Source organism: Staphylococcus sp. GDB20D11A (assembly GCF_016893255.1).
In the GTDB taxonomy this organism is placed as follows: Bacteria; Bacillota; Bacilli; order Staphylococcales; family Staphylococcaceae; genus Staphylococcus; species Staphylococcus aureus.
On sequence record NZ_JAFEPJ010000021.1, the window covers coordinates 10,877 to 24,257 of the forward strand.

A 13,381-nucleotide genomic window follows, 5' to 3' on the forward strand; every position below is an offset into this window, starting at 1 on the left:
CGTATCTCCCCCTTTCCTTAATACACAACGGCTGGTTTATGTTTAGCGTCGATTGTTTTACTGTCATCGTAAAATGCAGCTAACATCGCTTCATCTTCATTGTCATGTAATGATTTGTGCAAATGAATTTTTTGCATCATTAATTGATAATCTTTAGGAATAACTTTAACGACGACATCTTCAATGCGATCAAAATGTTTTAACACATGAATCGCTCTCGTACTATTCGTATGTGACACATGTTCTTCCAGCATTTGCTTAATGAATGCTTTTTCTTCTTGGTGTTTAACCTTTGTAAACGAAAGCGTATCTAGTTGATTATTTTCAACAAAAGCTTCTACATCAGACGGGATAACGTAAGCAATACCACCACTCATACCTTGACCGAAGTTCTTACCTACATCACCTAAATTAATGACATGTCCACCAGTCATGTACTCTAATCCATGGTCGCCGATACCTTCAACGACAGCATCTACACCACTATTTCTAATACAGAATCTTTCTCCTGCACTACCGTTAATAAATGCCTTACCACCTGTCGCACCATAGAATGAGACGTTACCAGCAATAATTTCATTTTGTCGTTCTTCAAAAGGTGCTTTGACAATGACCGTACCACCAGATAATCCTTTACCAACATAGTCATTCGCATCTCCAGTATGATGAATCATTAAGCCTTTCGGTGCGTATGCTGCAAGACTTTGACCAGCATGACCATTCGTATAAACATTAATTGTATTTTCAGGAAGTCCTGCTTCTCCATATTGTTTCGAAATCTCACTACCTGTAATAACCCCTACATCACGTTGTTCATTATTTACTGTAAAGCTACCTGTATAGCGACGTCCTTCAGCAATATATGGCTTCGTTATCTCATATAAATTTGTTAAATCAAATCCATGCTCAAGATTATGATTTTGTTGAATTTCTTTTGTGTTTGGCCCATCGAAAGGACATAACAGTTTTTCAACATCAATACTAGCCGCTTTGCTATTCGCTTTTAATGTTGATGATCGTTGTAATAAATCAGTTCTTCCAACTAAGTCTTCTACACGTTTCAAACCTAAAGATGCTAAAATTTCTCTTAATTCTTGTGCAATAAAATGCATAAAATTAACAACATGATGTGCTTTACCTCTATATAAAGCACGTAAATCTTTGTTTTGAGTTGCAACTCCTACTGGACATGTATCTTTATGGCATACACGCATCATAATACAGCCCAACACCACTAATGGTGCAGTTGCAAATCCAAATTCTTCCGCTCCAAGCGCACATGCGTACGCTACATCTTTACCAGTTAATAACTTACCGTCTGTTTCTAACTTAACACGACTTCTTAAGTCATTTAGTTTTAATGTTTGATGTGTTTCTGCTAAACCAATCTCCCAAGGAACACCGGCATGCTGAATACTCGTTTTAGGTGAAGCCCCTGTACCACCATCGTAACCACTGATGACAATTTTATCTGCAAATGCTTTTGCCACCCCAGATGCAATGGTACCAACACCTGTTTTCGAAACTAATTTTACCGCGATATCTGCATCTTTATTCGCATTTTTCAAATCATGTATCAGTTGCGCTAAATCTTCTATTGAATAAATATCATGATGTGGCGGTGGTGAAATCAGACCGATACCTGGCGTTGACCCTCTTGTCTTCGCAATCCACGGATATACCTTAGTACCAGGTAATTGACCACCTTCACCAGGCTTTGCACCTTGCGCAACTTTAATTTGAATTTCTTTGGCATGTTGTAAATAATCACTAGTTACACCAAAACGTCCAGAAGCAACTTGTTTAATCGCACTTACTTTGTTGCTTCCATCAACTTGTACTTCATAACGTTTTGCATCTTCGCCACCTTCACCACTATTACTCTTTCCACCTAATTGGTTCATGGCTTGTGCTAACGTTTCATGTGCTTCCGCTGAAATCGATCCATAACTCATCGCCCCTGTATTAAAGCGTTTGACAATGTCACTCACCGGTTCAACTTGGTCGATGTCAATCGGTGTACATGCTTTAAATTCAAGTAAATGTCTAATATGATCTGTTCTATTTTTGTTTACCGCTTCAGAGTATGCTTTAAATTGCGCATAGTCATTTTCTTTACATGCGTGCTGCAATAAGAAAATAGATTCCGGATTAAAAGCATGATGTTGACCTTGTTGTCTCCATTGGAATGTACTACCTGATGCAAGATAATTATCATCACTTTGTTGACGTGCTTTATTTTCAGCATCAATTTGATCAATCGAAATACCAGATAACTTAGACTGTGTTCCAGTAAAATAACGATCAATCACATCATGAGACAAGCCAATCGCTTCAAATATTTGTGCACCTTGATAACTTTGCACTGTCGAAATTCCCATCTTAGCCATTACTTTAATGACACCTTCCGACAATACATCCGTATATGTCTTAACATTATCGACAACGGTGCCTTGTAACCCTTCTGTCAATGTCAGTTGTTCAACTGTACGTTGCGCTAGGTATGGCACAATTGCATTCGCGCCATATGCTAGTAAACAAGCAACATGATGCACTTCTCGTGTCTCACCAGATTTAGCGACTAAACTTGTAGACATACGTAAATCTGCTTTAATAAGTAATTGATGCACATGACTTATTGCGAGTAACATCGGCATTGCAAAGCCATTGCCATCAACTAATCTACTATCATCTAACACTAGAATTTGAGCGCCTTGCTTTACAGCATCCACTGCTTCTCGGCCTAATGCTTCTAACGCATCTTCTAAATCCCCTTCATATACCGTTGATAAATATGTTAATTTAAAATGCTCCTGATCAATCGCTGCTAAGTGTGATTCATTCAATACCGGTCTCTTCAATTGAATTCGATCTAAAACCGTTTCGTCAGGTGCTAATAAGTTACCTTCGCCACCTAAATAAGAAAGTTCACTCGTTACGATTTTTTCACGATACGCATCAATTGGTGGATTCGTAACTTGTGCAAACAACTGTTTAAAGTAATTAAATAGTGATTCTGGTCGCTCGTTCAACACTGCAATTGGCGCATCATATCCCATTGCACCGATAGGATCCTTCTTACCTTCTACAAGTTCCTGAATATACTTATGAATCTCTTCTTTCGTGTATGCAAATTGACGTTGTAATTTAAATAACGTTTCATCTGTCCATTGCGAATCTTGATATTGTATATTTTCAAAATCAAAATCAACTTTATGGTTATCAATCCACGCTTTATATGGTAATTCTCCGGCAATCGCACCTTTTAAATCATTATTTTCAATGACTTTATTCTGTTTAAAATCAACAAGCAATAACTTTCCAGGATTCAATTGACCTTTAAAAGCAACATTACTTTCAGGTACGTCCACAACACCCACTTCAGATGAAAAGACAATAAAGTTATCTTTAGTAATCGTATAACGACCTGGACGTAATCCATTTCTATCTGTAAGCGCGCCAAGTTTGTCACCGTTACAGAACGAAATCATTGTAGGACCATCCCACGGTTCCATTAAATAACTATAAAATTCATAAAACGCACGTACATTTGCATCATTCGCTTCATTGTATAACCAAGGTTCAGGTATGAGTAACATCGCTGCCTTTTCTGGCTCCATGGCTAACGATAAGAACTCTAGCGCATTATCTACAATGGCAGAGTCACTACCATCCTCATCGACAATTTGAAACACTTTATGTTGATCCTCGCCAAATAATGTTTCGATTAATTTATGTTGGCGTGCTCGCATCCAGTTCACATTACCTTTAATCGTGTTAATCTCACCATTATGCATTAACATACGGTTAGGATGCGCCCTTTTCCAACTCGGGAATGTATTCGTACTAAATCTCGAATGAACTAACCCTAGCTTTGATTGATATAAATCATCCGATAAATCTGTATAGAGTTTTTTAATTTGGTCTGATCGTAACCAACCTTTATATACAATTGTTTTGCGTGATAAGCTCGTAAAATATAATTCTAAATCGCACTGAGTCGAATAGAACTCTAATTGTTTTCTCGCTAAAAACAAACGCTTTTCAACATCTTCAATGTCCCTAATATCAATAAACACTTGTTGAATGACTGGCATCGTATCTGCTACATGTTTAGCAATGGCATCTTTATTAACTGGTACATTACGATAACCAAGAATTGATAACCCTTCGCCTTCAAAATATTTTTTAAAAACTACTTCATGTTCAGAACCTAAAACGCGTTCTTTGGAAAAAAATAACCCCACGGCATATTCACCTTCACCTGGGATATCAAAGTCCGTTACATGTTGTTTGAAAAATGCAAAAGGTATTTCAGTCATAATACCTGCGCCATCACCAGTGATGCCATCTGCGCCGACCCCGCCCCTGTGATCTAAGCGTCGCAACATTTCAAGCGATTTATCAATGATGTCATGAGACCTTTTATTGTCCATATTCGCATAAAAACCAATACCACACGCATCATGTTCCTCACGATAGTCATATAAGCCTTTAATTAATTTCTCATTGTGCATGATGCACACCCCTTTTTTAGAATATTCTGATATTAGTTATTAATGATAATTACTATAATCTAAAAAATTTATCTGTTCAATATATAAAATAGAAGATATTCATCTAAAAAATAGAACATTTATCAATAATATTGCTATAATAGTTACAAAACACTCATTTTTGGAGGTGCCTATATCGCTATGGAAATTAAACAATTAAGATATTTTATCGAGGTCGCTAAAAGAGAACATATCTCCGAAACAGCACTTGAACTAAACATTGCTCAATCAGCGATAAGCCGTCAAATTACATTATTAGAACAAGAACTTAATGTGTCTTTATTTAAAAAGCAAGGACGTAATATTACGCTCACATCTGAAGGGAAATTATTATTTAATGAAGCTCTGCGTATTATTGAACATTTAGATAGCACGATTGAACAATTTCAAAGCCATGGATTAACTAAAAATAAAAGTATCTACATTGGCTATGATGAGAGTGACGTATCCCACATGTTACTACCACTTATCCAAACGTTTCATTTACAAAATGATACACATGTCATACCGAACTTATTAGATCATGACACGATTATAAATAGCGTATTAAATGGAAATATAGACATTGGTTTCACGGAACTTACACCAGAAATACGTAAACACAAACAATTACATATGCTACCTTTATTCGAAGAGCACTATCATTTATATGCGCCTTCAGACGATCCAATCACGATGGCGACACACCCGCCATTAATTCAGTTTGAGCATAGTCATATTTATTGCTTGGCACCATTTGCCGAATCTGTAAAAAAGCAATTGCGTAAGATTACTAAATCAGATGTATACACAATCAGTAGCCAACCACTTGCGCAGTATCTCCTTCGTCAAAAAGAAGGTTACATCATTTCATCACAAAATATACATTTACCAGAATCTAAATCATGGATAGATATAAAATTAGACCATACTGAATTAAAAAGAACGATATGTGCTATTACAAAGGAGCCTTATACGAAGAGCGATATTGGCATATTATTAACACTCATTCAGCAATTAATGACTAAAACGTCTACATTCCATTAAGTAATTCAACGCTATCAATGATGATTTTCGTTTTACACTTAGCAGTAATATCTTTGAAAATAAAAAATTAAGGGCGTATAATCACCATATTAATTCATTCATAGAATTGGGGTTTTGTTTTTGAAATATAGAAATTTATTTACAAAGCCATTTAATATAATTTTAGGTTTGTTCTGCATCGCATTCATTGGTGCTATTTTATTTACATTCAATAATGAGAACTTTTACAATAAACCAATTGGTCAAATTATAGATGTCAAACACGTTTCATCGACACCTACAAAAGATGCACAAAATAACCGCGATACTAAGTATAAAAATCAATTAAAAGTCAAAATATTAAATGGTCAATTTGCTGGAGAAACGACGACGATTAATCATCAGTACGTCAAATCTCAAGCAGATTCAGAAGCATTTCGCACACACAAAAAAGTATTATTACATATTTCTAACAAGCCGAGTGATGCTTATATTATAGAAAAGAAGCGTGATACCTTAACGGTTATCATCACTGGTTTGTTTTTATTAACTGTATTATTGGTTGGTCGCAAAGTCGGACTGCAATCGATTTTATCGTTAATCTTGAATTCTATTGCCATATTAATCGCAATTTACATTCATATTCAACATAGCAATATTAATTTATTCTTACTCATGACCATTGCCATGATCTGTTCAACAATACTCACTTTATTGCTCGTTACAGGCTGGCATATGCGTACACTCATTACCGTAGCAAGTACAATTATCGGAACTTTTTTGAGTATAGGTTTAACAGAATTAATCATATATATGACAGATGGTAAAGGCATTAAATATGAAACGATGAATTTTTTATCATTACCACCGAAAGATATTTTCCTAGCCTCAGTGTTAATAGGTTCACTTGGCGCTATTATGGATGTTGCAATTACAATTGCTAGTGGTATGCATGAAATTTTACAGCGTACGCCGCACATTTCAATGAGGAGATGGGCGCTTGCTGGGCGAAACATAGGCCAAGATATTATGGGAACAATGACTAACATCTTATTATTCTCATATTTATCCGGTGCACTACCTATGTTTTTAATCTTTTTAAAAAATGCCAATACAGTGACTTATACTATTTCGATGAATTGGTCGTTAGAAATTGCGCGTGCACTAACAGGTGGTATAGGTATCGTACTTACAATTCCTATCACAATATTGTTTATGGAAATATTTGAAACATTAAGGAGGGCGAAACAATGAATGCTGTATTTATATTGGCGTTATTGCTCCTCTTTCTGATGATAATTTTCGGAGGTAAAAAGGGATTCATCTCTTATTTAACCCTATTTTTAAATTTTGCTATTTTAATCATTAGTATTGTATTGATTATTTTTGGCGTACCGATTTATGTCGTCACATTCTTTTTCTGCATTATTATTGGCGCTTGTAATTTATTCGTACTCAATAGTTACAATGTTAAAACACAAGCTGCATTTATCAGCACTATCGTTACAACAATATTGTTGATTACACTCATTTATTTATCGGTCTACTTCGGTCATCTCCAAGGCTTTTCAACCGAACAACAAGATGAAACATATGTGTATTCAATGAATATTGGCATTGATATGGTTCAATTCATGGTGTTCACTATTATTCTTGCTGTTATTGCAGCTGTGATAGATTTAACGATCACCATTAGTTCACCCATTTATGAATTGCATCAAGTGAATCCAACACTTACGCAATACGAATTATTCCAATCTGGCATGCGTGTTGGTAGAGAAATTTTAGCGACATCTGCGAACACGATTTACCTTGCCTTTTTTGGTGGCCAACTTGCTTTATTTATTTGGTTTTTCAAACTTAAATATTCATTTGGTCATATTATAAACTCGAAAATATTTGCCCAAGAATTTATTTCTATTATTTTAGGCGGTATTGCCGTTGCAATCAGTATTCCGATTACGGCTTGGATCACGGCATTTTTAATAAAAAGACCATCTCGACAGCGCAAAAATGATGAGTCTATCAATTAATCGCAACTAGCAATATAACTTAAGTTAAGCGACCTGTGGATATATGTCAATTGTTCACTAGGTCGCTTTTTACTATAGTAAATTGTCCGGTGGTCTATAACAAAAAGCACCTTTATTCATCATTAATTGTTGTGGTCGACGATGAGTAAAGATGCTTTTAAATTTAATTTATTTTATAGTTAGCGCCATAATATGAACAGGTCTTCCGACGAACATACTATCTCCCATATATTGATATCCTTGTTGGCGATAAAGTGCCATGGCATGTGGATTGTCAGTATTTACCGTTAACACAATCTCATTAATATCCTGAAATGTAGAAGTGATAAATGACGCCAATTTTTCCATTACCACTTTACCTATTCCTTTATTACGATAACGTTGATCAACACTAAATGACCTAAAAAATACTGCATCTTGGTTATCGCTAAATGGTGCGACTCCTTTTCCACGATGTAATGTAAAAAAGGCCACACATTGCCTGCCATCCATTACAACGATGGGATACCTTTCATTATCAGACATTGCAGCTGTAATATTTTCCTCTGGCGTTTTAACAAACTTCAAATCACTTTCACTTAATTGAAAAGCTTCTAACATCGAATAATCTTGTGGGACATAATGTCGTAACATGATAGTGTCATTATTTGTCATGTTTACCACCATACGTTTCAATCCAAACTTTGACAGCAGGCGCAATCAACGCATCATTATCTTTATCAATCCAGCGTATATCCGTAATTTCATTATTGATAGTTACGTTTTCCCAATCGATTTTGGTTAATGCGCGAAATCCATTTAACTCAGTTAACATATCCTGTTGTGGATATGCAGGACCTACAATTGTCCCGATATATTCAATTTCATCCATTGTTAATGTTAAATTTAGTTCTTCTTTTACTTCTCTTAACAGCGCGTGTACTTGTGATTCCCCTTCTTCTATTTTACCACCTGGGAAATAATACTTTTCGCGATTCCTTACTTGAACAAGCAATATTTTATCAGCTGTTTCTTCAACTAAACAGACACATTTAATCATCTATGACACCCCAACTTTGTGAAATCAATTTTTCAAATTATACTGTACAATTATGTTATCATATATGAGTAGTTATAGTGCAAAACGTTAGCAATTCAGCGCACGCAAGTTTTCCATATAAACAGAAGATACTAGGGGGAATTATTATTATGGCAAAACGTTCCAAATCACAACGTTTATCAAGTTTACTAAATGTCGCAGGTTTCATAGTCGACGGCTACAATGGCTATAAATATCATGCTAAAAATAAAAAATTAGTACATCTTTCATTAGGTTTAAGCACTGTAGGAACCGTGTTAGACTTTTACATTTCAATTAAGTCACCACGCAAGTTCAAAAAGCAGTGGCAGTTGTTACTTTAATAACAAACGGTGCTAGATTATTTACAAGCATTCGCAAAGTAAAGCATGAATACTAAATCAGAAAAGGATTGGTCGAACATAGAACATGAAGTTCATTCGACCAATCCTTTTTCTTATACAAAAATTCCTATTACAACAATCACGACTTTGATAGCCCCGCCATAAAGTTTAGGATTCAATCCAACTTTTCAGCTTGTGAAATGTAATAGGAATTCATTATATATATTTATATACGTAAGACTTTAGTGAATATATCTATAATTATTTACTTGGTAAGCTGGTACCGTTCTGTAAGTTAAAATACCTGGTGCAGCTGAATAGTTCATTTCTGAAACTAAAATACTACCATCGTTATTTACACGTTCTACAAACATAACATGACCATAGTAACCTACATCTGTTTGAGCGATAGAACCTACAGTAGGTCTATTGTCGATAGTGTAACCATCTGCTGCCGCTGCGTTATCCCAGTTATTAGCATTCCACCAATAAGTACTAATACCTTTACCAATTTCAGCACGACGATTAAATACATGATATGTACATTGACCCCATGTATATAAGTTTTGATGACTGAATACTGGTGTATTGTAACCTCTATTCGTAGTTGTTGCAGATCCTGAGTTTGAAGATGTTGCATTACCAGTTACTTTTAATTTTTGACCCGGATATATAAAGAAATTATTTAAGCCATTTAAGCTCATAATTTTTTGATAAGTTGTACCATATTTTGATGCGATTAATGACAATGAGTCACCTGCTTGTACTGTGTAATACGATCCGCCGCCTGAGTTCGTTGATGGACGGCTACTATTGCTCGCAGCGTTACTTGAGCTAGCAGTACCTGATACTTTTAATTTTTGACCTGGATAAATAAAGAAATTATTTAAACCATTAAGACGCATAATATTTTGGTAAGTTGTACCATATTTCGATGCGATTAATGACAATGAGTCACCTGCTTGTACTGTGTAATATGATCCGCCACCTGAGTTCGTTGATGGACGGCTACTATTACTCGTAGAATTACTTGAGCCAGATACTTTTAGTACTTGGTTTGGGAAAATTAGATTAGATGTTAAATTGTTTAATGACTTTAATTTAGCAATCGAAATCCCATACTTATTTGAAATTGCCCACACTGATTCACCCGGTTTTACTGTGTGAGTTGTAGCCGCATTTGCTTGAGTTGCCGCAACAGCGCTAATCGCGCTTGTCCCAATAATAGCTGCAATTACTTTTTTTTGCACTTTAAAATCCTCCTCTTGCTTAACTTTCCTAACATTCTTTTATCCGAATTTATGAATACTACATCATTATACGATTTTATTATGTATAATAGGTTGATGTTTGATGACATTATGATTACAAAAAAATCATATACTGTATCATCAAATTTTATAATTACCCCTTAAAATTATTACAACTTATTAGATTTTACAATATCTAAATTATTACAATTTCATAATATTTCACTATAAAATGTTTACAATCCCTTTCTGTCTTTTGAAACATTTTTATTGTCAAACAATAACGCCCTACAAACATAAGCATGAACTTTGCTTGTAGGACGCAATATAATTTATTTTGCTAATGACGTTTCTATTGCCTTAATCTCATCTTTAGATAAATTAACAGGTTTCTCTCCATCTTTGACATCTTCCTGCAACGCTTTTTGAGCTTCTTTTGAATGATACAATTCTACGATTTTAGCATATGTTTTGTTATCCAAGTCTTTGTCGTTAACTGCAACAATATTAATATATGGCTTTACAGCATCTGAATCTGATTTTTCCAAGAAAATCGGATCATTTTTTGGATCTTTACCCGCTTTAGTTGCTACACCGTTATTAATAACTGCAATATCGACATCAGATAAAGCACGTGCAGTTTGTTGTGCATCTACTGCAGTAATTTTTAAATGTTTTGGATTTGACGTTATATCTTTCACTGTACCTGCTAATCCGAAATCTTTTTTCAGTTTTATTAAACCAGCTGCTTCTAATAGTTTAAGTGCACGTGCTTGGTTTGATACATCATTTGGAATGACAACTTTAGCACCATCTTTAACCTTTTTGACATCTTTAATTTTATCTGAGTAAATACCCAACGGTGCTAAAACTGTTGTACTCAATGCTGAAATCTTTGTTCCTTTATGCGCCTTTTTATATTGATCTAAAAATGCAAAATGTTGGAATGCATTCATATCAATATCACCATCGTTTAATGCTTTATTCGGTAAATTGTAATCGGAGAAGTGCTTAATCTCCACGTCAATATCATCTTTTTTAGCTAATTCTTTAACCTTCTCCCAAGCCTTAGTGTCATTTGATGCGACTCCAATTGTTACTTTTTTATCATTGTTACTACCACACGCTGCTAATAATACAAGTGCTACGATAACTAACCCAATCAATCTTTTCATTCTATCAATTCCTTTCAAAATCTTCACTATATATCATTAATGTCTACGTATGAACCTAGCTAGGACATTCCCTAGCGTTTGAATCACTTGGACAATAATGACTAATACAATAACGGTAATAATAATGACCGTCGTATCAAATCTTTGATAACCATACACTAAAGCTAAGTCTCCTATACCACCACCGCCAACAGCTCCTGCCATCGCCGTACTTCCAATAAGTCCAATAATCGCAGTGGTAATTGCTAATACTAATGAACCTAACGCTTCAGGAATTAAAAAATATCTAATGATTTGTAGTGGTGAAGCGCCCATCGCTTTCGCCGCTTCAATAATCCCCTCGTCTACTTCCAATAATGAGTTTTCAACAAGTCTTGCAATGTAAGGTGCCACATATACAGTTAAAGGTACGATGGCAGCAGTCGTACCAATTGAAGTACCTACTACTAATTTTGTGAATGGCACAATCGCAATTAACAAAATAATAAATGGTAGTGACCTTAAAATATTGATTAAAGGATTTAAAACTTGATGTATCACTATATTGGGCCATATGCCTTGTTTTCGAGTAATTACCAATAAGACACCTAATGGAATACCAATCACTGCTCCTAAAAATAAAGCAATAGATACCATATATAGTGTTTCGTATAATGCTTGTAATAACTGTGCACTGTCTAAATCAGAACCAAACATATGTTAATGCACCTCCTCAAATTGAATATTTTTCTCTTTGAAATATTGATTTATTGCCTTGTCATCAAATTGTTTATCCATATTAAATCGAAGCCACATATAACATACGGTGTTACCTTGTATTTCTGACATAGATGAAAATAAAATTTTAACCTCTCTGCCACAAAGTTGAATCAAGTCATTTATAATCGGTTGTGTCACCTGAGTTTCCTCGACGAAGATTTTATAATCTTTAAAATCGCCAACTTGTTCGTCATTCAATCGACGAATCAATGATGTACTTGGCTCAGTCTGTATAACTGTAGACACAAAATTTTGAGCAATCGTCGTTTTAGGATGACTAAACACCTCTTTAACAGTTCCTGTTTCAACCACTTGCCCCTTTTCCATTACAGCAACACGATTACAAATGTCTTTAATAACGCGCATTTCATGTGTAATCATCATAATTGTAATGCCAAAGGTTTGATTGACATTCTTTAATAACGTCAATATCGAAGCAGTCGTTGCTGGATCCAATGCGCTTGTTGCTTCATCGCATAGGAGTATTTTCGGATTAGTAACAAGCGCTCTTGCAATAGCCACCCTTTGCTTCTGCCCACCAGATAATTCATCAGGAAATTGGTCTTTTTTATCACTTAATCCTACAAATTCAAGCATTTCCGTTACTCGTTGCTTAATTTCTGTTTTGCTTTTCTTACTTAAAATGAGCGGCATAGCTACATTTTTAAATACCGTAGCTGAATTTAGTAAATTAAAATGCTGAAATATCATACCGATATCTTTCTTAATATCCCTCATCATTTTATCGCTATAATTCGTAATATCATGTCCATCTACAATCACTTGTCCATTCGAGGCAGCTTCAAGATGATTCACGAGTCTTACCAACGTACTTTTTCCTGCACCACTATATCCAATCACACCAAAAATATCATTGCGATTGACCGTAAATGATACGTCCTTCAAAGCATCTATTGTTTGCTTTTTCTTATGAAACGATTTACTAACTTGTCGAAACTCAATCATCATCGCCCCTCCTACAAATTCTTATTAATCCACTAGGAATAAGAGCATTATATGTAAAATTGCATATATCGTCAATACAATTTGCCGAATTTTCTAAAAATTAAAAAATAAGCGATTCATGTGACAATGATGAATTGTGAGACTACTATGACATTTATCGAATTAAATGAATAAAAATGACCAGCAATCCTCCACAACGCAATTACGAAATATTAACATCACACTAAAAAAGCACT

General features: G+C 34.9%; 10 protein-coding genes and 1 pseudogene. 4 read left to right on the forward strand and 7 right to left on the reverse strand.

Annotated features, from left to right (window positions below; all coding sequences use genetic code 11):
- Positions 1-17: 17 nt before the first annotated feature.
- Positions 18-4,517 carry a glutamate synthase large subunit gene (gltB, locus tag JV528_RS12320; protein WP_065315700.1) on the reverse strand — a complete coding sequence of 1,500 codons (4,500 nt, stop codon included), beginning with the start codon at positions 4,515-4,517 and terminating at the stop codon, positions 18-20.
- A 180-nt stretch (positions 4,518-4,697) separates the two neighbouring features.
- On the opposite strand from gltB, the gene gltC reads away from it, so the two are divergent.
- The 3 genes from gltC to JV528_RS12335 all read left to right on the forward strand — a co-directional run bounded on the left by gltC (position 4,698) and on the right by JV528_RS12335 (position 7,594).
- Positions 4,698-5,582: a glutamate biosynthesis transcriptional regulator GltC gene (gene gltC, locus JV528_RS12325; protein WP_000403910.1), complete on the forward strand. Its 885-nt coding sequence runs from the start codon at positions 4,698-4,700 to the stop codon at positions 5,580-5,582.
- A 114-nt stretch (positions 5,583-5,696) separates the two neighbouring features.
- A complete protein-coding gene (locus JV528_RS12330) occupies positions 5,697-6,815 on the forward strand; it encodes a YibE/F family protein (protein WP_204254838.1) in 1,119 nt (372 codons plus the stop codon).
- Positions 6,812-7,594: a YibE/F family protein gene (locus JV528_RS12335; protein WP_000994678.1), complete on the forward strand. Its 783-nt coding sequence runs from the start codon at positions 6,812-6,814 to the stop codon at positions 7,592-7,594. Before JV528_RS12330 ends, JV528_RS12335 begins: the two co-directional genes overlap by 4 nt.
- Before the next feature lie 168 nt (positions 7,595-7,762).
- Here JV528_RS12335 and JV528_RS12340 read toward each other — a convergent pair whose 3' ends face one another.
- Both JV528_RS12340 and JV528_RS12345 read right to left on the reverse strand, forming a co-directional pair.
- Positions 7,763-8,248, reverse strand: a complete 486-nt coding sequence (locus JV528_RS12340; protein WP_000183665.1) for a GNAT family N-acetyltransferase — start codon at positions 8,246-8,248, stop codon at positions 7,763-7,765.
- Complete coding sequence (locus tag JV528_RS12345; RefSeq protein ID WP_000588522.1) at positions 8,238-8,633, reverse strand: NUDIX hydrolase; 396 nt, start codon at positions 8,631-8,633, stop codon at positions 8,238-8,240. The genes JV528_RS12340 and JV528_RS12345 overlap by 11 nt, the downstream gene beginning before the upstream one ends.
- Before the next feature lie 149 nt (positions 8,634-8,782).
- On the opposite strand from JV528_RS12345, the pseudogene JV528_RS12350 reads away from it, so the two are divergent.
- A pseudogene (locus tag JV528_RS12350) lies at positions 8,783-9,051 on the forward strand (hypothetical protein).
- Positions 9,052-9,237: 186 nt separating this feature from the next.
- Here the strand turns inward: JV528_RS12350 and aaa are convergent.
- From aaa to JV528_RS12370, 4 genes are all read right to left on the reverse strand, one after another.
- Positions 9,238-10,245 (reverse strand): autolysin/adhesin Aaa, encoded by a 1,008-nt coding sequence (aaa, locus tag JV528_RS12355; RefSeq protein WP_001170267.1) that lies wholly within the window; start codon positions 10,243-10,245, stop codon positions 9,238-9,240.
- Positions 10,246-10,577: 332 nt separating this feature from the next.
- On the reverse strand, positions 10,578-11,420 hold the full coding sequence (gene gmpC, locus JV528_RS12360; RefSeq protein ID WP_000825529.1) for a dipeptide ABC transporter glycylmethionine-binding lipoprotein: 843 nt from the start codon (positions 11,418-11,420) through the stop codon (positions 10,578-10,580).
- Positions 11,421-11,456: 36 nt separating this feature from the next.
- Positions 11,457-12,116 carry a methionine ABC transporter permease gene (locus tag JV528_RS12365; protein WP_000467994.1) on the reverse strand — a complete coding sequence of 220 codons (660 nt, stop codon included), beginning with the start codon at positions 12,114-12,116 and terminating at the stop codon, positions 11,457-11,459.
- A gap of 3 nt (positions 12,117-12,119) precedes the next feature.
- On the reverse strand, positions 12,120-13,145 hold the full coding sequence (locus tag JV528_RS12370; RefSeq protein ID WP_000569274.1) for a methionine ABC transporter ATP-binding protein: 1,026 nt from the start codon (positions 13,143-13,145) through the stop codon (positions 12,120-12,122).
- Positions 13,146-13,381 lie beyond the last annotated feature (236 nt).